Genomic DNA, 18,632 nt, shown 5'->3' with positions numbered 1-18,632 from the left:
GGCCTCACCACCCGTGAAAGAGCACTTGTATTGAGCGACTGGCTGATATCACTGGAAGGCACCGAAGCAGGTCACCAGTTGGCACTGGCGCTGGCGCTTATGGCTGCCTTTCTGCACGCAGCCTTCGGAGCGTTACAAAAGGGACGCCACGACCCCTGGATGTCGCGCGGGGCTATCGACGCCTGCTATTGCCTGATGGCTGCCCCCTTTGCGCTTTTTGTCGTGCCCTGGCCTGAACCCTACATGTGGCCCATCTTTGCCGTCGTGTGGGTGATCCATATCTTGTACAAAACGCTTCAGGCGTTGGCCTATACCAAGGGATCGTACACGGTCGTTTATCCTGTGGTACGTGGCACCGGCCCACTGTTCACCGTCATCGGCGCTTATCTTTTGTTCGGTGAAACCTTCACCGGAACCCAATGGTTCGGAGTCGCCGTCCTTCTTGCCGGTATCTTCGGTCTGGCCGCCTACAACTTCAAATTTCTCGAAACAAATCGTGAGACGTTGGGCATTGCCCTTGCATTGGCCATCGCGACGGGGCTGTTCGTGGCGCTGTATACAACCTATGACGCCTATGGCATCCGCGCCACGGCGGATCCTTTCACGTTTCTGGCGTGGTTCTTCATGATCGACGGGGCTGCGATGCCATTCTACGCATTTCTCAGATGGCGGGCCATGATCCATCGTCCGGCTCTTGGACCTTTGATGCTGCGCGGACTCGCCGGAGGTATCATCGCGCCGCTGTCATTTGGCTCGATCATGCTGGCCACCCGACTGGACAAGGTCGGCGAAGCCGCTGTGCTGCGTGAAACCTCAACGGTATTTGCTGCACTGATCGGTTGGTTGATCCTCAAAGAAACCGTCGGCCCCAGACGGATTGCGTTGATGGCATTGATTGCACTTGGCGCCGTAATAGTTGAATTGGGCGGGTAAGCAGCAGGAATCCGTGATGACAGGCAAAAAAGAGATCAACCCTTTCCTGAAACAGGCGCTGGAGCTTGGGCCTCCGTTGGCCTTTTTTTTCATCTACCTGCGTCTGCGCGACGACAGCTTTGAATTCGCGGGAACCGAATACTCGGGGTTCATCGTGGCCACCATTATCTTTGTCCCGCTTATGTTAGGGGCAATGGCTGTTCTTTGGGTACTGACCGGGAAACTCAGCCGAATGCAGATATTCACCGCGTTCATGGTGATCTTCTTCGGTGGCTTGACGGCCTGGTTCAACGACGAGCGGTTTTTCAAAATGAAAACCACGCTGGTCTATGGGTTCTTCTCCGCGATCCTTGGCATAGGCCTGCTGCAGGGCAAATCCTATTTGGCCTATGTGCTGGACGAGATGCTGCCGATGCGGCACGAAGGGTGGATGATACTGACCCGCCGTCTGTGCGGGTGCTTCGCAGTTCTTGCTGTGGCGAATGAACTGGTGTGGCGCACCCTATCGACTGATCTATGGGTGAAAATCGAAACCTTCGCGTTTCCAATCGCGCTGATGGCGTTTTTAATGCTGCAATTCAGCATGTTGCAGACGTATATGGAAGAACCCGACCAAAATGAAAATCAGGACGGCTGAAGGTTCAGAAGGTCACGGACGTCGCTCTGATATAAAATAAGTGCACAAAAACCTTGGCTAAAGGCGTTTGCTGTGAAAAGTTGTGGGACCACTCACAATCCCTCGGGTTAAACCACCAATATGACGCCCTTTCCAAACACCGGCTTTCTGGCCGAGGCATCTGACCGGCTTAGAACCATGCTATCGGCTCAGGCGACCGAGATCTCCTTGACCCAAGGAGATGTACTTTTTGAACAGGGGGACGAGGGCGACGCTCTCTATGCGATCCTCGAAGGAACGCTTGAAGTCTCCTTTCTGGCGATGAGCGGCCGCAAGCTGTCTCTGACCCTTATGAAACCCGGAGAAGTGTTTGGTGAGATCGGCCTGTTCGACAACGGCCCACGCACCGCCACCATTGCCGCCGCCGAGCCGTCTCGCGTTCTTCGAGTCCGACGCAAGGACGTCATGAACCAGATTCGTCAGCACCCCGACCTTGCCGTTGATATGATCAGGCTGGCAGGATTGCGGATGCGTTGGATGGGCTCTCAGTTGAACGAACAGGTCTTTTTGCCGATGCCGATCCGTCTGGCACGTAAATTGCTGCACCTGTCTGACCTGCAAGGCGACGCAACCAATCGCATCACTCTGTCGCAAAGCGAACTGGCTGAATTCGTTGGCGCAACGCGAGAGGCAGTGTCAAAGACGATCTCGACCTGGAAGCGGGACAAAGTGGTCGAGGCATCGCGCGGCGGCCTTAAGATCCACGACTTTGACGCGCTGCGGGAACTTGCAGATTCTGATTTGATCTGACGGGCTGTGACCTGCTTCACATACTCGCCCAGTCGTTAAGACTATCTTAATAACTGTTACCGTAGGAGGTCAGAGAATCATCCCCGATATCTGTCCACTGACCTCTCCCTGTATCAGAGCCACGTGCCTTCCCCGGCGCGTGGCTCTTTCTATTTGCCAGTCTTAAAAAAGCGCGAAAAACAAAAGGCCAGAGCATCTGCTCCGGCCTTCCACTGTTTTTTGCAAGTTGATTACTGTTCCAGACTCAGCGCGACAAAGCGAGGGTCTCCGCCGCGACGTACCAGCAGAAGCAACGATTTGCGCCCTGCTTCGCCTGCTTCCACCATGCGCGTTTCGAAATCTTCGATCGATGTCACTTTTTGCTGCCCGGCCTCAGTGATCAGGTCACCAGCGCGCAAACCTTTTGCATAGGCTTCCGAGGCTTCATCAACTTCGGTCACCACAAGACCTTCGGCCTCTGCATCCAAAGCCAAATCTGACCGCAGCTCTTCCGTCAGTGGTGAGATGGTCAGGCCCAGAATATCGGCGTTTTCTTCAACCGGCGCTTCGGGCGCATCTTCTTCATTGCTCTCAGACCGCTCAGCGTCTTCGCGGCGGCCCAACGTCACCAGAACGGTCTGCGTTCCGCCGTCGCGATGCACCACAACACGAACTGCTTTGCCAACTGTGGTCTCTCCTACCTGACGGACCAGACCACGGGTATCTTCGACCTCGACCCCATCAAAGCTGAGGATCACGTCGCCTGCCAGCAGCCCGGCGTCCTTGGCGGGACCATCCGGCACGTCACTGATCAGCGCCCCGCCCGGTTTGTCCAGACCCATCGCCTCGGCCATATCCTCGGTCACGTCCTGAATGCGCACACCCAGCCAACCACGGCGCGTTTCACCGAACTCGCGCAGCTGGTCCACGACCTTGATCACGACGTTTGACGCCATCGAAAAACCAATCCCGATCGAGCCGCCATTGGGCGAAAGGATCGCGGTGTTCACTCCGATGACCTCGCCCTCCATGTTGAAAAGCGGACCGCCCGAGTTACCCCGGTTGATTGCGGCATCCGTCTGAATGTAGTCATCATACGATCCGCTGAGCGCCCGGTTGCGCGCAGATACGATACCGGCCGAGACCGAGAATCCCTGACCCAACGGGTTACCCATTGCAATCACCCAATCGCCCACGCGGGCCACATCGCTGTCACCGAACTGCACATATTGCAGCGGCCCCGACGCCTCGACCTTAAGAAGCGCGATATCGGTTTTCTCATCGGTGCCAATCACTTTGGCGGGCAGCTCTTTTACAGGCTGGCCATCGCCGGGGAAGAACTCGATTAGGATTTCATCGGCTTCTGCGATGACGTGATTGTTGGTTACGATGAACCCATCTTCAGAAATCACAAATCCCGAGCCCAGCGCATTACTGCGGCGCGGGGCGTTCTGACCATTATTCCCGCGGTCTTGAAATTCGCGGAAAAAATCCTCAAACGGAGACCCTTCGGGTACGATCCCCTGAGGACCGGATTGGCCTTCGATCAGAGTTGACGTTGTGATGTTGACCACCGCCGGGCTGATCTTTTCGGCCAGAGGAGCAAGGCTTTCGCCCCGTGCTTGCGCGGAGACGGTCTGCGCCAGAACCAACAGCATCCCGACAAAGGCCAACCACATCAGCCGCGTGAAACCAACAACCTCGTCCCGCCGGACGGAAATACTGCGCGCTTGTGCCTGCACTTGGGAACTCCTTGTCGTCAACTCTAACTGGATCGCCCTTAGGCGTTCCTCCTTGGCAACCAATGTAGTCGGTTTGGCCAAGCCCGCAACTGAGGATCGCGGAGAAATCACCGGCAAGTGAAAACCCTGTGTTAAAACCCGACCTGATGCGCGCGCCACAGCAGCACCAATCCACTGACCACACAAAGCAGCCCCGCCAGTCGCCGTGCTTGTTCGGGCAACGCACGCAGCGCCTCGAGCATACGCTCAATAAGCGAAGGGGCCAGCGCATAGGCCAGCCCCTCGACAATCAACACCAGCCCGAAGGCCAGAAGGATCATGCCCATTACCGACCGCCTTGGCCGGAAGGCGACTTCAGATAGTTAAAGAACTCAGAGTCTGGACTCAGAACTAACGAGCTGTTGCCCCCCTGCAGCGCCTGTTCATAGGCCGACAGGGAACGGTAGAACTCAAAGAACTCAGGATCCGCACCATAGGCTTCGGCAAAGATCGCGTTGCGTTCGGCGTCGGCTTCACCACGAATGATCTCGGCCTCTCGGTTTGCATCCGAGACCAGTTCAACCACAGTACGATCGGCCTGCGCCCGCACACGCTGCGCCGCCTCGTTACCACGGGCGCGCTCATCGGTGGCCTCACGCTCCCGCTCGGCTTTCATCCGGTCAAAGGTCGCCTGAAGGTTGGCCTGCGGCAGATCTGTTGCTTTCAGACGTACGTCGATAACAGTCACACCCAGCGCGCGTGCTTCAGCAATCGCGCTGTTGCGAATGCGCAGCATCAGTGCGGCCCGGTCCGAACTAAGAATATCGCGGGACGACACCGAACCCAGGACCTCACGGGTCTCGGCACGAAGGATGCTATCCAGACGATTCTCGGCAACCGGGATGCCACCGGTACCAACAGCCTGACGGAACTGGTTCAGGTCCGCGATACGGTACCGAGCAAAGGCATCGACCACCAGACGTCGATCATCCAGAGGCGTGACTTCAAGCGGTTGTACGTCGATCGACAGAATGCGGTCGTCATAGCGCACGACCTCGTCAAAGATCGGCAGTTTAAAGGCAAGGCCCGGCGTTTCCTTGACATCGACAACTCGGCCAAACCGCAGAACCAGAGCACGTTCGCGCTCATCGACGATAAAGATCGAAGACAGTCCAAGGACGCCGATAATTACAAGGATGATGAGGATAATGGGTGATTTACGCATCAGTTGCTCTCCTGCCCAGAATTGCGGCGCAATTCGTTCAACGGCAGGTAAGGTACAACCCCCTGCCCCGAACCAGTCGAGTTCTCATCAAGGATGATCTTGTCGACATCTCCCAAAACCTGCTCCATCCGTTCCAGATACAGGCGCTTGCGCGTCACTTCAGGCGCCTTGCTGTATTCTTCCAGAACCGCACTGAAACGGCTGGCCTCACCCTGTGCGCTGTTGATCTGTTGAGCGCGATACGCCTCGGCCTGTTCCAGAACCTGCGCAGCCTCACCACGGGCTTCCGCCAAAACTTGGTTGGCATAGGCGTCAGCAACGTTCTGCAATCGATCCCGCTCTTGCGCGGCAGCCTGAACGTCACGGAAGGCGGCGATCACGTCTTGCGGCGGGTCGGCTTTGTCAAAGTTCACACGGATGATGTTTACGCCCGAATCGTAGCTGTCCATCGTGGACTGGATCAACTCTTGCAGGCGTTCACCGATGATACCACGATCCCGGTTCAGGATCGGCGCCAGCTCGCTTTGAGCAATAATCTCACGCATCGCCGATTCCGACACAGCCTGGATGGTTTGGCGCGGATCACGCAGGTTGAACAGGTATTTTGCCGGATCGTTGATGTTCCAGACAACCTGATAGTCGATGTCTACCACGTTTTCGTCGCCGGTCAGCATAAGACCATCATCGCTACCGCGTGCACCGCCCATGTCCTCGGTCTGTTCGCGCGTAACCGGGATGACTTCGGCAGTTACAAAGGGCCACGGGGCAAAGTTAAGACCAGGATTCCCGACAGAGGAGAACTCGCCCAGGAAAAGTTCTACCGACTGCTCTTCTGGTTTCACTGTGTAAAAACTTGCAGCCGCCCATAGTCCGGCCGCGACCAGCGCGCCAATTGCTATGGTCCCTTTGGTAAAGATGGGACCGCCGCCCCCGCTGCCCTGACCATTGCCGCCACGGCCCGAGCCACCACGACCGCCCATCAGAACGCGCAGTTGCTCTTGCCCTTTTTTCATCAGCTCGTCGATCTCGGGGATCTGCGGGCCATCGCCTTCGGGCGGGCGTTGCCCGTTCCCGTTGTTACCCCGATTTCCTCCGCCGCCAGAAGAGCCTCCGCCCCCCCAGGGGCCACCGCTGTTGCCCGCCATGTGTATCTATTCCCTTGTGTTGGACCGTGTGATCACGGGTTCCCTTGTAACTTGTGTGCGCGCGGTTGCAAATCAAGCAGTGCGCACAGGTTGCCGCATTGTCACCAGCTCTTCGGCCATGACTGGGTGAACCGCAACCGTCCGATCAAAATCTTCCTTGGTCGCGCCCATTTTTACGGCGATTCCGGCCAGCTGGATCATTTCACCTGCGCCGGGGGCGACAATGTGACAGCCCAGAACCTTGCGTGTCGCCTGAGACACGATCAGCTTCATCAGAACCCTCTGAGTACCACCTGCAAACGCCTTTTGCATTGGCTTGAACGAAGTAGCATACACCTCGATCGGCTCCTGCGCGGCGGCATCTTCCTCGCTCAGGCCCACAGTGCCCATTTCGGGCTGGGTGAAAATGGCGGTGGGGATGAGGTCATGATCCACGGGCGTGGGATTGCCCTTGAACACGGTTTCCACAAAAGCCATGCCCTCGCGGATCGCAACCGGGGTCAGGTTTACACGATCAGTCACATCCCCGATGGCATAAATCGAGGGCACGCCGGTCTGGCTGTATTCATCAACGATGATCTCACCCTTACGGCCACGCTCAACACCTACGGCCTCAAGCCCCAGGTTATCTGCATTGGGCGCACGACCGGTGGCGTACATGACCACGTCGAACTGATCCTCGGTGCCGTCGGTGGCCTTGACGCGGATCTTGTCGCCCTCTTTCGTCATCTCAAGCACATTGGTGCCCAGACGCACGTCGATGCCGTTCTGGCGCATCTCTTCACAGATCAGACCGCGCGCCTCTTCGTCAAAGCCGCGCAGAATCTGCGCGCCGCGATAAAACTGAGTCGTTTTCACGCCCAACCCGTTCATGATCCCGGCAAATTCGCTGGCGATATAACCGCCGCCAACGATCAGAATGCTTTCGGGCAGTTTCGGCAGGTGGAAAATCTCGTTCGATGTGATCGCCAACTCTGACCCGGGGAAGTCCGGCACAACCGGGCGACCGCCGGTGGCGATCAGGATGTGTTTGGCGGTCTTGCGGGTACCGTCGGCCAGTTCAACCGTATGTGCATCAACGATATGTGCGCGCTGGTCAAAGCTTTCGACGCCGTTGTTTTTCAGGATATTGCGGTAGATACCTTCCAGCCGGTCCAGTTCTGTCACCAGCTTGCCGTGGAACGTATCCCAATCGAACGCGCCGGGTTGGATATCCCAACCATAGGCCTGCGCGTCGCCGACCATGCTCGAAAACTCGCTGGCGAAGACCATCAGCTTTTTGGGCACACAGCCCCGAATGACACAGGTGCCGCCATAGCGATCTTCTTCGGCCAAGGCCACTTTGGCCCCGTTTTCGCCCGCCGCCACACGCGCTGCGCGGACCCCGCCCGAGCCGCCTCCGATGACGAAAAGATCATAGTCAAAGCTCATCCTGAGTTCCTTTTTGTCAGGCCAAAATTCGTTGAGTATCTGGGGTCGAATACCGCACTGCCAACCCTTGGTCGCCCAAAAAATCTATCACCGGGCCAAGTTTAGTCCGCTATATCCAGAAATAAGTTCTCGCTGTTGTCTGGCGAATGCTCGGTCTCGACCGTTCCTTCATTGATATCCCGGATTTCTACTCGACCATTTCCATGCCCGATTACAACCTTGTCGCAGATATCAATAAACAACCCGTTCTCGACGACGCCCGGCACCTGGTTCAGAACCAACGCCAACTGTCGGGCGTTTCCGATACGTTGCAGGTGCAAATCAAGGATATGGTTGCCTTCATCTGTAACAAACGGAGCTTCACCATTGAGTCGCAGGGTCGTCGAGGTTCCAAGGACGTCCATCGTGTCCAAAACCTCCTCCACCAAAGTTCGGGTCGCTTGCCAGCCGAAGGGGATAACTTCCAAGGGCAAAGGAAAAGCGCCCAGCGTTTCGACCTGTTTGCCCGCATCCGCGATAACCACCATCTGATCGCTGGCAGTCGCCACGATCTTTTCCTGCAAATGCGCGCCACCGCCGCCTTTTATTAGGTTTAATTCCCGATCAAACTCATCGGCACCGTCGATCGTCATATCCAGCCATCCGGCCTGATCCAGCGAGACAACCTCGATCCCGACTTCGCGCGCCAGTTGGGCTGTCCGGGTCGAAGTTGGAACACCTTTGATCTTCAACCCCTCTTTCTGCACCCTGTCGCCCAACCGGCGGACCATCCATTCAGCTGTCGACCCGGTGCCCAACCCAACCCGCATGCCGTCCTGAACCATGTCCGCTGCACGGCGCGCGGCGACGTATTTTGCCGTGTCGATGGGTGACATCCCTACGGTCATTGCAGCATCCCCCTGTTTTGCTGCCGAAACTTATACGGAAGGACTGCACCAACTGCGAGACCGAATCCGCCAATTCCTCGGCGAACCAATGCCAAACTACGCGTTTCCTATGGGAAACGTCGCAATCGAGACTTTCGGGAATTGATGTACGGTATAGATAGGTTTCATGGACACGCGATATCGCCTTCACTACGCCCCTGACAACGCCTCGCTGGTGATCCGGCTGGTGCTGGAGGAGATGCGCCTGCCCTACGATACCGTATTGGTTGACCGCGCCCGAAATCAGCAAGCCAGCAGCGCATATCTTGCGCTTAATCCCAACGGGTTGATCCCTGTTCTTGAAACGCCCCAAGGGCCGGTTTTTGAAACCGCCGCCATTCTGCTTTGGTTAACTGACACACACCAGCAGATGGCTCCCGCCGCCGACAATCCGGACCGCGCCGCGTTTCTGAAATGGCTATTCTTCGCTTCGAACACCTTGCATGCCGACATGCGGATTCTGTTCTACGCGGACAAGTACATTGATGCAGTTCAGGCCGGAACACTGCGCGACGGCATCCGCCCTCGCCTGCGCCATCACCTGAAACTGCTTGAATCCGTGGCCGCAGGCGCGCCCGACTGGTTTCGGGCAGACGCACCATCTGCTTTGACCTATTACATTGCGTGCATGATGAGATGGATGGCGCTTTATCCGACGGGCTCGGATCACAGTTGGTACCAACTGGCAGATACACCGCACCTGCAACACATCCTGATGAACTTGGAAACCCGCCCTGCAACGCGCGCCGCAATCGCGGCCGAGGGGTTGGGGGTCACACCCTTTACCTCACCCACATACGCTAACCCTCCGGAAGGCTCTGCTATCTGATATGTTCCTGTCAGTCTTCGATATGTTCAAAGTGGGCATCGGCCCGTCTTCATCGCACACAATGGGACCGATGGTCGCCGCTGCGCGGTTTCTAGACCAGATGCGGGCGTCGCCCTTCGAATTTACGGGGCTGCGTGGGTCTTTGCATGGTTCGTTGGCGTTCACTGGCGTCGGACACGCAACTGACCGGGCAACCATTCTGGGCCTCGCTGGATTTGTGCCCGATACCTACGACCACGACATGGCCGAGGCTGCGCTGGCCGAGATCCATGAGACGCATAGTGTTTCCCCCGAGGGGCTGCCCACGCTTGAGTTCAATCCTAAGACTGACTTGATCTTTGACTATGAACATCACCTTTCGGGCCATGCAAACGGCATGATCCTGATGGCCACCGATGCACAAGGCGACGTCATCCTGCGCCAGGTCTTCTACTCGATCGGTGGCGGCTTTGTTCTGACCGAAGAAGAACTGGCCGAGGGCAAAGCGACAGACGAAGGTGCTCCTGTGCCCTTCCCGTTCAAGTCGGCGGTCGAGATGCTGGACATGGCCAAGGCCAGCGGCAAAAGCATCGCCGAAATGAAGCGCGCCAACGAAATCTCGCGCGGCTGTGCAGACAGTTTTGCCAAAGGCACTGCGAGGCTGTGGCAAGTGATGAATGACTGCATCGAGCGCGGCCTGACCACCGACGGCATTTTGCCCGGCGGTCTTCATGTGCGTCGCCGGGCCAAGGGTATCCACGATGCGCTGCAGGCCGAACGCGGCATGAACCTGAACGCGCCTCATACAATCAACGATTGGATGAGCGTGTACGCCATGGCCGTGAACGAGGAAAACGCCGCCGGAGGTCAGGTGGTCACCGCCCCAACCAACGGCGCTGCCGGTGTTCTACCTGCCGTATTGCGGTATTACCTGGACCACGTGCCGGGCGCCTCGGAAAGCCGTATCGAAGACTTTCTTCTGACTGCTGCGGCCATCGGAGGGCTGGTTAAGTTCAACGCTTCGATTTCTGGGGCTGAAGCCGGATGCCAGGCCGAGGTGGGCAGTGCGTCCGCCATGGCCGCTGCAGGGTTGTGCGCGGTTATGGGCGGAACGCCCGAACAGGTAGAAAACGCCGCCGAGATCGCACTGGAGCACCATTTGGGAATGACCTGTGACCCGGTTGCAGGATTGGTGCAGGTGCCGTGCATCGAACGCAATGGGCTTGGGGCGATCAAGGCCGTCTCGGCAGCTTCACTGGCGCTGCGTGGGGATGGTCATCACTTTGTGCCCTTGGATGCGGTGATCGAGACCATGCGCCAAACCGGCCATGACATGCACGAGAAATACAAAGAGACCTCGTTGGGCGGTCTTGCTGTGAACGTACCGAACTGCTGACGCTTCGGCTTTCATCGGCCGTTTAAACGGCTTAGCGTAATCGATATGACAGTCGATCGCCCCGTTCTTGGCATCATGCTGATGCTTGGCTTTTGCATCCTCGCCCCCGCAGGCGACGCGATGGCCAAACTGCTGGGAGAGACAACACCGGTCGCGATGCTGGTCTTCGTCCGGTTTGCCGTTCAGGCGTTGGTGCTGGCACCTCTGGTTGCGTTGACTGGACGTGCTTGGAAGATGCAAGGCCGCGCGCTGCGGCTGACGGTTGTGCGGACAATTCTGCAAATCATCGGCATCAGCGCGATGTTTACGTCTCTGCAATACCTGCCTTTGGCGGACGCGGTCGCCATTGTCTTTGTTATGCCTTTCATCATGCTTTTGCTGGGTAAATACGTGCTGGGAGAGGAAGTGGGCCTGCGCCGCCTGATCGCGTGTATCGTAGGGTTCATTGGTACTTTGCTTGTAATCCAGCCAAGCTTTGCGCAAGTCGGCGCAGCGGCATTGCTACCGCTTGTGGTTGCTGTTGTTTTCGCCTTGTTCATGCTGGTCACCCGGCAAATCGCCAAACAGACCGATCCGATTTCCCTACAAGCGGTGTCTGGCGTAATGGCCTCGGTGATCATGTTACCGTTTCTTCTGATCGGAACCGCCGCGGGTGCATGGGAACTGTCTTTGATCGCACCGACCGGCAACACGTATGTGTTGCTTTGGGCCATTGGACTGCTGGGTACGGTGGCACATCTGTTCATGACTTGGTCACTGCGCTATGCGCCCTCGGCCACACTTGCCCCAATGCAATATCTTGAGATACCGGTGGCCACCCTGTTCGGCTGGTTTATCTTCCGTGACCTGCCCAACGGCATCGCCGCCGTTGGCATCTCCATAACGATCGCTTCGGGGCTTTACGTCATTCTAAGAGAGCGGGCCAGCGCCCGGTCTGCCCCGACAGAAACGCCTGCATGACCTGATCCAAAGCGTCGCGCGGCAACATCACAAGCATACCCGGCCCGTCCATCTGCAACTCCACATCAGACACCGCACGATTGGACGTCCCAATCTGCCCATTCGGAGCAAACTGCAAACCATCTATGGGCCATTCCAACCCCTGACTCCGCCCCGTTACATGCCGAAATGGAAACAATGAAACCACATCGCCCGATCCTAAATTGAGCGAGATCTGAGGCGGCGCATGAAATACGACTTCATGCGATCCAATCAAGATACAAGGCCGATCTTGCCTAACAGACAGAGTGTTAAGCACTGCTAACTGATGATCCAGTCGCCCTCCCAGAAAGCCGACGCCCAGCGCCAATGGCGTATCTATGCTGCGCAGGGCCTTATCGAAATCCGTGCTATCCTGTTCACAAATCCGAAACAGTCGATCTGGTGGAATCTGAGCCTCTGCAACGGCCTCAAGCGAATCAAAATCCCCAACTACGGCATCGGGAACCAGTCCAAATCGCATCAAATGATTTGCCCCACCATCAGCAGCGACGACGCATTTGGCGCGAATCAGCGTCTGATTCAGATCCTCCGGCCCGATTTGTCCACCGCCGACCAACAAAACTGGCTCGTTTGTACGCACAATCGGTATATTTTTTCCTAGATTGATCATTTTTCCCGGATTTGGACACATTGAGACCACAAAATGATAGGTTCATGGGCATAGTTCTGGGTCAACAGCTATACCTTCTGACGGGTGGGTTGGCTCTCGTAGTTTGTAAAGGACGTGCGTCTGATGGTACAGAATAACAAGGTATTGACCGTTTCCTACGGCACCTTCTCATGCACATTGGAAGGCTTCGACGACTCTTTCGAGACGATGAAGGCGATTGCAGAGTACTTCCGCGATCTGGCTGCGGAAGATCGCTATTTCGGATCGGAGCCCCCTCAGCCGGATGCGGAAATGCTGGCGCGTATTGCGCAGCGTGATGCCGCGCGGCGGATCGAAGCCAGCCATGACGATCACGGGCTGGTATTACGCTCGACAGATCAGCCCGCGCCCGCACCCATCGCTTCTGCCCCGCTCCCAACGCCCACGGCACAGGCGCAAGAACCAACTTTGCCCGAAACTGACCCGTTATCAAATGCAGAACCACTCGCAGCGGACAGTATTGCTGCCAAGCTTCAGCGCATTCGGGCCGTGGTTTCTCATACCGACGAAAACACAGTCATCTACGCCGAGGACGAAGAAACGTCGCTGATGAATGCCGATGCCGGCCCCAGCGACGCCGTCGCGGCCGCGTTTGCGGCTGGAACCCTAAGCTCTTCGGATTTCGAAGAAGAGGTTCAAGACACCCCGAATCTTGAGACTGAAACCCCTGATTTTCAAGGTGCCGATTTCGAGGAAACCCTGGAGGAACCCAAACAGGAAGAGCCCACCGCTTTCCAACAAGAACCGGCCTTCGAAGACCATGCAGAACCAGATCAGAAACCTGCGATCGATGAACCCGCGAGGGTGAACGAACCGCCCGTAGCGCAGGAACCGCTGGAGGCACAAGAAGAGACCGAACTAGCCGCCGGATTCGAACAAACTGATCTTCAGGACGAACCGTCCTCTCAAGACAATGCGCCTGAGGAAGACGAAGAAATCGTGAACATCCTCAGCGATTACGCCATGGAGGACGAGGCCGCGACCGAGGATGAAGACGAAGAGGTACTTCCCGAAGGTTTCCTGACGGCAAACGACGAAGAAGACCTGCTGAGCGAGATTTCGAACGTTGAAGAGTTCCTGGCACGGCGCGCTGCAGACTCTGGCGCAGACGTATCCGGCATGGACCAGGACGTGTCGCGGTTGATGGACAAAGCCGACGTCCAAATGGACGACCCCGCAGCCAGCGACCAGCGCGAGACCTATTCGCATTTGCGCGCTGCCGTCGCGGCCACTGAGGCCGAACGCAGTGGCAAAGCACCTAAAAGAACTCTGGCGGACTCCGATGAGGACGAGTACCGGGATATGACCTCGTCCATCAGCCCCCGCCGCCCTGAGGTTGAAGCGAAAACCACGCGTCCGCAGCCCGAGGCACTGGCCCCACTGAAACTGGTCGCTGAACAGCGCGTTGATACACAAGCATCTTCTGACGACCCTGTAATCCCACGCCGCGTCCGAGCGCAGGAACAAGACAACGCGACCGAAGAAGGCGGATTTGCTCTTTATGCTCAGGAACAGGGTGCCCAATCCCTGCCGGACCTTCTAGAGGCCGCAGCATCCTACTTGTCCTTTGTCGAAGGTCAGGAACAATTCTCGCGTCCGCAGCTTATGAACAAAATCCGCTCATTGAAGCAGGATGAGTTCAATCGAGAAGAGAGCCTACGCTCGTTTGGGCAGCTTTTGCGCGACGGCAAAATCGAAAAAGCCGGGGGTGGTCGGTTCGCGGCCTCTACTCAGATCGGGTTCCGACCCGATGATGACGAGCGCGCTGCGGGCTGACGGCCAGTAAACACAAAGATGGAAGAGGTCCGAGTTTTCTCGGGCCTCTTTTTTATGCCTTTTCCAATCCTCGGCGGATTAATGCGGGAATGACGAAACGTCAGCTATGCTGCAGCGCAGAAAAATGATAGTATCGAAACTGTAGAAACTAGTCCTATAGACACTGTTCAAGCAGAGGCTAAGCCATGTATGAACTACCAATTCGACGACTAAGAATTTACGATACGCCGAAAGTTACAAGCCATTTCAACAGCCTGGACACCGATGCACTCGCATCGCGATTTGGTGCTCCGGTTAGCCGCACCTTCCTGGACGCTTACCTAAGCCGGATCTTTGATGACGGTGCTTTGGTGTACGGTGCGTTTCCCGATTCCTGTTTGCGCGGCGTTGGGGAATTGCGAACAGTACCAGACCGCCAAAATCAGGTGGCTGAGCTAGCCTTTACCGTAGAAACCGCCTGGCAGGACCGAGGCATCGGCGACGCGCTTTTATCCCGGATCATTGCCGCCGCCCGAAATCGCGGGTTTCGAGAAGTTCACATGATGTGTTTGGCGACCAACCAAAGAATGCGCCGCTTGGCGTCTAAACACAAAGCCGATCTGAAACTGGTCACGGGTCAGGTCGAGGCGACCCTGACCCCCCCATGGCCCACGCCTTTCAGCCTGGTCGAAGAAATCTCGGGCGAATACCACGCCCTCGCTCGGGCCATCCTGACCTGGCCGAGAATTGAGGTCAGGGGCGGCCGTTAGAACCGCCCTATTCAGACGGATTATCCGGATCCTCTTTTCCGACGCCCTTAAATACGAATTTGAATGGCAACGCCCAAAGAATACCGAGCACCACGTAGATCAGGAATTCCAGCCAAATCGGTGGGCGGTCCAACCAGTTGACCACAGTCACAACTGCGACGATGTACAGTGGCAGCCCAACCAGCAAAAGCACCAGCGACCACCGCCGCCGGGCTTTATAGCTAAGGCCGGTTTTCTCGTTATCGCTCATCAGTCGGCAAACGGGTCGGTCACCAGAATGGTGTCATCCCGCTCCGGGCTGGTGGACAAAAGGGCAACCGGGCATTCGATCAGTTCTTCGACCCGACGCACATATTTGATCGCGTTTGCTGGCAGGTCGGCCCAGCTGCGCGCGCCTTCGGTGGATTCGCTCCAACCCGGCATTTCTTCGTAAATCGGTGTGCAGCGTGCCTGCTGATCCGCGGCGGTGGGTAGATAGTCCAGACGTTCGCCATCCAAATCGTAACCGACGCAGATTTTCAGTGTCTCGAACCCGTCGAGAACATCCAGCTTGGTCAGCGAGATACCGTTCACACCGCTGGTCGCGCAGGTCTGGCGGACCAGACAGGCGTCAAACCAGCCGCACCGGCGCTTACGCCCGGTGGTGGTGCCGAACTCATGTCCACGCTCACCCAGACGCTGCCCATCTGCATCGTCCAACTCGGTCGGGAACGGACCCTCGCCCACGCGGGTTGTATAGGCTTTAACGATGCCCAGAACAAAGTCGATCGAACCCGGGCCGATACCAACACCCGTGGCGGCCTGCCCTGCAATCACGTTGGAAGAGGTCACAAACGGATAGGTGCCAAAGTCGATATCCAGCAGGGCTCCCTGCGCACCTTCGAACAGAATGCGCTTACCGGCTTTGCGCTTTTCATTCAGCACTTTCCAGACCGGAGCCGCAAAGGGCAGAATTTCCGCCGCGATCTCTTTCAACTGCGCAATCAGCGCGTCACGGTCCACAGGTTCGATACCCAGTCCTTTGCGCAACGGATCATGATGCTGTAGCGCACGATCTACTCGGGCCTCCAGCGTCGCCTCATCGGCCAGATCAGCAACACGGACAGAGCGGCGACCCACTTTGTCTTCATAAGCTGGGCCGATACCACGGCCGGTGGTGCCGATCTTGGTACCTTTGCTGGCGGCTTCTTCGCGCGCCCGGTCCAGCTCGCCATGAATCGGCAGGATCAGCGGAGTATTTTCGGCAATCATCAGAGTGTTGGGCGAAATCTCGACACCTTGCGCGCGAATGGTGCCAATTTCCTTGAGCAGATGCCACGGGTCCAGCACCACGCCATTACCGATCACGCTCAGCTTGCCGCCCCGCACAACGCCCGATGGTAGTGCGTGCAGCTTATAGACCTCGCCTTCGATGACCAGAGTATGCCCGGCATTGTGCCCGCCCTGAAAACGCGCGATTACGTCTGCCCGCTCGCTTAGCCAGTCGACGATCTTGCCTTTTCCTTCGTCACCCCACTGGGCGCCGACAACAACCACATTGGCCATACCCGGTCCTTTTGCGCTGAATTATCAAACCTCGCTCGTATAGCGAGGAGAACGCGGCAGGGAAACCGATAATTCGCCGCAGTTTTGAACCGCGCTGCGCGCGCTGCCTCCGGCGGAGGTATTTTTAGCCAGATGAAGAGCGGATCCCCTGCTTCATCTGGCCGCAAATACCTCGGGGGAGTCGCCCGGAACGGGCGGCGGGGGCAGAGCCCCCTACCCGCTTTGCCGTAAATGCACAGGTTGCCCGTGCGGCGTTGTCAGATACGCTTCTTCCCATGCTGACTGCAGGTTCGATATCTCATCAAATGCCGCTGTGCCCTGATCGGCAAGCAAGTTCTCAAGCGTCTCCAGCCACGCGTTGAAATAGTCATCGCCCCCGTCAAGCTCTCGTTCAAGACCGTGTTGTTTGAGGGTGCGTGAGAACATACTTGCCCAATCGGGCCAGTCGAGTCGCCCGGCCTCGTTCAGGGCTACGGTCACGGCAAAAACCTGTGCGTGCCAAGGCTCAGAGAAGACAGGTGCAGGGGCGCTGAGGTTTGGGCAATTGGTCATGCCGCCTCCAGATAGCTTTGCCATAGGTCCAGTACGACCTCATCCCTTTGGTTCTCCGGGTCCGCCCACAATTCTGACGCCGAGAAAACCACCGCATAGAGAGGTTCCGGCGCTTCGCCCAAACCATGCGCGCTGGAATCCGGCAGAACATGGGTGCCATGCAGACGCAGAATGCGCCCTGTTGCGCCAGAGGCGTAAATCGGTAGGCGCGTGTGCCCGCCATCGACCTTGCGATTGGCCGCAGGATGGGCGGTGCGCACCTGTTGCCCGATCTCGAACGCGACCGGCACGTCCGACGGGCGATCTGCCGGACCGCCCTTAGCAAGCGCGGTAGCCACCGCCTCAGCCTTCAGCATCCGTGCGGCCAGAGGGTGCGGATCGTTTGAGCCCGCCTCTGACAAATCCTCGCGAGTCAGAACGGCCTTTTCCACCAACAGATCGGCAAGGCCGGAAATCCACTTTTCGTAGTAGGAGAACCGAGCATAATCCTTGGGCGACAATCTCTCGCGCGCGTGCCGAGAAGTATCGATGTTCCATTGACCCAGAAACCCGGCGGCCAGCGTCACCGCCAGCGCGCGGCCGTGCCAATCCTCGGCAAAGACCGGGGCATCGTTAGGCTCGGGGTTGATCGGACCATCTCCAAAGCGGCCCCCCATGTCGTGCACGCGGGTCATGCGGACACCTTGGGTAAGCCGGTGCCGATCATGCTGTCACGGGTCACGAGCGCGGCAAGGGCATCCTCGTCCAGCCCTTCGGTGCCGTCGGGGCGCATCGGCAGGACCAGATAGCGAATCTCGGCCGTTGAATCCCAAACCCGCACGGCTGTCTCAGCCGACAGGGTAACGCCAAACTCGGCCAACACCTTACGCGGTTCGCGCACAGCGCGGGCACGGTAAGCGTCAGACTTGTACCAGCCCGGAGGGATTCCCAGCAGCGGCCAAGGGTAGCAACTGCAAAGCGTGCAAACGACCATGTTGTGCTGTTTGGGCGTGTTTTCGACCACCACGATATGCTCGCCCTGACGGCCATAGAACCCAAGATCGGCGACAACGGGCGTGGCGTCTTCAATCAAAGCACGTTTGAAATCCGGGTCCAGCCAAGCCTTTGCAACAACCCGTGCCCCGTTCTGAGGGCCAATCTTACTCTGGTAGGTATCAATGATCTCATCCAGCGCCTCCGGATCAATCAACCCTTTGCGGGTCAGAATCGTCTCCAGCGCCTTGACGCGCAGAGCGGGTTCGGGTGGCAAAAGGGCGTGCGGGTGGTCGTGATCGTCATGAGGCATGGCGGCAGGGTGCGCCAGCTTTCGCCGATCTGTCCAGTCCCTTTGCTGTGATAGGACACATCATGGGGTGTGATGCAAAGTCCT

At 57.5% G+C, this 18,632-nt stretch carries 20 protein-coding genes; 8 read left to right on the top strand and 12 right to left on the bottom strand.

Features of this window, described 5'->3' with window-relative positions; translation table 11 throughout:
- Positions 1 to 30 precede the first annotated feature (30 nt).
- The 3 genes from AC2TAD_RS09205 (at position 31) to AC2TAD_RS09195 (ending at position 2,359) form a co-directional block, all read left to right on the top strand.
- Positions 31 to 933: an EamA family transporter gene (locus AC2TAD_RS09205; protein WP_480867285.1), complete on the top strand. Its 903-nt coding sequence runs from the start codon at positions 31 to 33 to the stop codon at positions 931 to 933.
- Between the two features lie 16 nt (positions 934 to 949).
- Positions 950 to 1,570 carry an inner membrane-spanning protein YciB gene (locus AC2TAD_RS09200; RefSeq protein WP_170750608.1) on the top strand — a complete coding sequence of 207 codons (621 nt, stop codon included), beginning with the start codon at positions 950 to 952 and terminating at the stop codon, positions 1,568 to 1,570.
- Between the two features lie 120 nt (positions 1,571 to 1,690).
- Positions 1,691 to 2,359 (top strand): Crp/Fnr family transcriptional regulator, encoded by a 669-nt coding sequence (locus AC2TAD_RS09195; protein WP_480867284.1) that lies wholly within the window; start codon positions 1,691 to 1,693, stop codon positions 2,357 to 2,359.
- A 230-nt stretch (positions 2,360 to 2,589) separates the two neighbouring features.
- Here the strand turns inward: AC2TAD_RS09195 and AC2TAD_RS09190 are convergent, their stop codons facing one another.
- The 6 genes from AC2TAD_RS09190 to rpiA all read right to left on the bottom strand — a co-directional run bounded on the left by AC2TAD_RS09190 (position 2,590) and on the right by rpiA (position 8,747).
- Positions 2,590 to 4,080, bottom strand: coding sequence for a Do family serine endopeptidase (locus tag AC2TAD_RS09190; protein ID WP_480867282.1), 1,491 nt, complete (start codon positions 4,078 to 4,080; stop codon positions 2,590 to 2,592).
- Positions 4,081 to 4,211: 131 nt separating this feature from the next.
- The gene (locus AC2TAD_RS09185; RefSeq protein WP_480867280.1) at positions 4,212 to 4,406 is read right to left on the bottom strand and encodes a DUF2065 domain-containing protein; all 195 of its coding nucleotides are present in this window, start codon (positions 4,404 to 4,406) and stop codon (positions 4,212 to 4,214) included.
- A complete protein-coding gene (hflC, locus tag AC2TAD_RS09180; RefSeq protein WP_170352777.1) occupies positions 4,406 to 5,284 on the bottom strand; it encodes a protease modulator HflC in 879 nt (292 codons plus the stop codon). The genes AC2TAD_RS09185 and hflC overlap by 1 nt, the downstream gene beginning before the upstream one ends.
- A complete protein-coding gene (gene hflK / locus AC2TAD_RS09175; RefSeq protein WP_170352776.1) occupies positions 5,284 to 6,429 on the bottom strand; it encodes an FtsH protease activity modulator HflK in 1,146 nt (381 codons plus the stop codon). The genes hflC and hflK overlap by 1 nt, the downstream gene beginning before the upstream one ends.
- A 72-nt stretch (positions 6,430 to 6,501) precedes the next feature.
- The gene (gor, locus tag AC2TAD_RS09170) at positions 6,502 to 7,860 is read right to left on the bottom strand and encodes a glutathione-disulfide reductase (RefSeq protein ID WP_480867278.1); all 1,359 of its coding nucleotides are present in this window, start codon (positions 7,858 to 7,860) and stop codon (positions 6,502 to 6,504) included.
- Positions 7,861 to 7,961: 101 nt separating this feature from the next.
- Complete coding sequence (rpiA, locus tag AC2TAD_RS09165; protein ID WP_480867276.1) at positions 7,962 to 8,747, bottom strand: ribose-5-phosphate isomerase RpiA; 786 nt, start codon at positions 8,745 to 8,747, stop codon at positions 7,962 to 7,964.
- 166 nt (positions 8,748 to 8,913) lie between these two features.
- Between rpiA and AC2TAD_RS09160 the strand changes: the two genes are divergently transcribed.
- The 3 genes from AC2TAD_RS09160 to AC2TAD_RS09150 are packed head-to-tail and all read left to right on the top strand — an operon-like array spanning position 8,914 to position 11,950.
- A complete protein-coding gene (locus AC2TAD_RS09160; RefSeq protein ID WP_480867274.1) occupies positions 8,914 to 9,615 on the top strand; it encodes a glutathione S-transferase family protein in 702 nt (233 codons plus the stop codon).
- 1 nt (position 9,616) lies between these two features.
- Positions 9,617 to 10,990, top strand: coding sequence for an L-serine ammonia-lyase (locus tag AC2TAD_RS09155; protein WP_480867272.1), 1,374 nt, complete (start codon positions 9,617 to 9,619; stop codon positions 10,988 to 10,990).
- A 45-nt stretch (positions 10,991 to 11,035) separates the two neighbouring features.
- Positions 11,036 to 11,950 (top strand): DMT family transporter, encoded by a 915-nt coding sequence (locus AC2TAD_RS09150; RefSeq protein ID WP_480867270.1) that lies wholly within the window; start codon positions 11,036 to 11,038, stop codon positions 11,948 to 11,950.
- On the opposite strand, the gene AC2TAD_RS09145 is transcribed toward AC2TAD_RS09150, so the two are convergent.
- A complete protein-coding gene (locus AC2TAD_RS09145; RefSeq protein ID WP_480867269.1) occupies positions 11,895 to 12,602 on the bottom strand; it encodes a thiamine diphosphokinase in 708 nt (235 codons plus the stop codon). The two genes, AC2TAD_RS09150 and AC2TAD_RS09145, sit on opposite strands and share 56 nt — an antisense overlap.
- A 123-nt stretch (positions 12,603 to 12,725) precedes the next feature.
- Here AC2TAD_RS09145 and AC2TAD_RS09140 point away from each other — a divergent pair, with 123 nt between their 5' ends.
- Together AC2TAD_RS09140 and AC2TAD_RS09135 are read left to right on the top strand one after the other, a co-directional pair.
- Positions 12,726 to 14,417 carry a hypothetical protein gene (locus tag AC2TAD_RS09140; RefSeq protein ID WP_480867267.1) on the top strand — a complete coding sequence of 564 codons (1,692 nt, stop codon included), beginning with the start codon at positions 12,726 to 12,728 and terminating at the stop codon, positions 14,415 to 14,417.
- 185 nt (positions 14,418 to 14,602) lie between these two features.
- Positions 14,603 to 15,166: a GNAT family N-acetyltransferase gene (locus AC2TAD_RS09135; RefSeq protein WP_170750590.1), complete on the top strand. Its 564-nt coding sequence runs from the start codon at positions 14,603 to 14,605 to the stop codon at positions 15,164 to 15,166.
- A gap of 7 nt (positions 15,167 to 15,173) precedes the next feature.
- Here AC2TAD_RS09135 and AC2TAD_RS09130 read toward each other — a convergent pair whose 3' ends face one another.
- From AC2TAD_RS09130 to nthA, 5 genes are all read right to left on the bottom strand, one after another.
- Positions 15,174 to 15,416, bottom strand: coding sequence for a DUF2842 domain-containing protein (locus AC2TAD_RS09130; RefSeq protein ID WP_170352767.1), 243 nt, complete (start codon positions 15,414 to 15,416; stop codon positions 15,174 to 15,176).
- Positions 15,416 to 16,711 (bottom strand): adenylosuccinate synthase, encoded by a 1,296-nt coding sequence (locus tag AC2TAD_RS09125; RefSeq protein WP_480867265.1) that lies wholly within the window; start codon positions 16,709 to 16,711, stop codon positions 15,416 to 15,418. Before AC2TAD_RS09125 ends, AC2TAD_RS09130 begins: the two co-directional genes overlap by 1 nt.
- Positions 16,712 to 16,924: 213 nt before the next feature.
- A complete protein-coding gene (locus tag AC2TAD_RS09120; protein ID WP_480867263.1) occupies positions 16,925 to 17,263 on the bottom strand; it encodes a nitrile hydratase accessory protein in 339 nt (112 codons plus the stop codon).
- Complete coding sequence (nthB, locus tag AC2TAD_RS09115; protein WP_480867261.1) at positions 17,260 to 17,937, bottom strand: nitrile hydratase subunit beta; 678 nt, start codon at positions 17,935 to 17,937, stop codon at positions 17,260 to 17,262. Before nthB ends, AC2TAD_RS09120 begins: the two co-directional genes overlap by 4 nt.
- Positions 17,934 to 18,548: a nitrile hydratase subunit alpha gene (gene nthA, locus AC2TAD_RS09110; RefSeq protein WP_480867259.1), complete on the bottom strand. Its 615-nt coding sequence runs from the start codon at positions 18,546 to 18,548 to the stop codon at positions 17,934 to 17,936. The genes nthB and nthA overlap by 4 nt, the downstream gene beginning before the upstream one ends.
- Between the last annotated feature and the right edge of the window lie 84 nt (positions 18,549 to 18,632).

Source organism: Ruegeria sp. HKCCD7628 (assembly GCF_057221005.1).
The sequence above is the reverse complement of the archived record's forward strand: the minus strand, read 5'-3'. Positions and strand labels throughout refer to the sequence as shown.

Coding starts and splice junctions, on each gene's coding strand:
- AC2TAD_RS09200 (WP_170750608.1), top strand. CDS start 950: ATGACAGGCAAAAAAGAGATCAACCCTTTCCTGAAACAGGCGCTGGAG.
- AC2TAD_RS09195 (WP_480867284.1), top strand. CDS start 1,691: ATGACGCCCTTTCCAAACACCGGCTTTCTGGCCGAGGCATCTGACCGG.
- AC2TAD_RS09185 (WP_480867280.1), bottom strand. CDS start 4,406: ATGGGCATGATCCTTCTGGCCTTCGGGCTGGTGTTGATTGTCGAGGGG.
- hflC (WP_170352777.1), bottom strand. CDS start 5,284: ATGCGTAAATCACCCATTATCCTCATCATCCTTGTAATTATCGGCGTC.
- hflK (WP_170352776.1), bottom strand. CDS start 6,429: ATGGCGGGCAACAGCGGTGGCCCCTGGGGGGGCGGAGGCTCTTCTGGC.
- gor (WP_480867278.1), bottom strand. CDS start 7,860: ATGAGCTTTGACTATGATCTTTTCGTCATCGGAGGCGGCTCGGGCGGG.
- rpiA (WP_480867276.1), bottom strand. CDS start 8,747: ATGACCGTAGGGATGTCACCCATCGACACGGCAAAATACGTCGCCGCG.
- AC2TAD_RS09160 (WP_480867274.1), top strand. CDS start 8,914: ATGGACACGCGATATCGCCTTCACTACGCCCCTGACAACGCCTCGCTG.
- AC2TAD_RS09155 (WP_480867272.1), top strand. CDS start 9,617: ATGTTCCTGTCAGTCTTCGATATGTTCAAAGTGGGCATCGGCCCGTCT.
- AC2TAD_RS09150 (WP_480867270.1), top strand. CDS start 11,036: ATGACAGTCGATCGCCCCGTTCTTGGCATCATGCTGATGCTTGGCTTT.
- AC2TAD_RS09145 (WP_480867269.1), bottom strand. CDS start 12,602: ATGATCAATCTAGGAAAAAATATACCGATTGTGCGTACAAACGAGCCA.
- AC2TAD_RS09140 (WP_480867267.1), top strand. CDS start 12,726: ATGGTACAGAATAACAAGGTATTGACCGTTTCCTACGGCACCTTCTCA.
- AC2TAD_RS09135 (WP_170750590.1), top strand. CDS start 14,603: ATGTATGAACTACCAATTCGACGACTAAGAATTTACGATACGCCGAAA.
- AC2TAD_RS09130 (WP_170352767.1), bottom strand. CDS start 15,416: ATGAGCGATAACGAGAAAACCGGCCTTAGCTATAAAGCCCGGCGGCGG.
- AC2TAD_RS09125 (WP_480867265.1), bottom strand. CDS start 16,711: ATGGCCAATGTGGTTGTTGTCGGCGCCCAGTGGGGTGACGAAGGAAAA.
- AC2TAD_RS09120 (WP_480867263.1), bottom strand. CDS start 17,263: ATGACCAATTGCCCAAACCTCAGCGCCCCTGCACCTGTCTTCTCTGAG.
- nthB (WP_480867261.1), bottom strand. CDS start 17,937: ATGACCCGCGTGCACGACATGGGGGGCCGCTTTGGAGATGGTCCGATC.
- nthA (WP_480867259.1), bottom strand. CDS start 18,548: ATGCCTCATGACGATCACGACCACCCGCACGCCCTTTTGCCACCCGAA.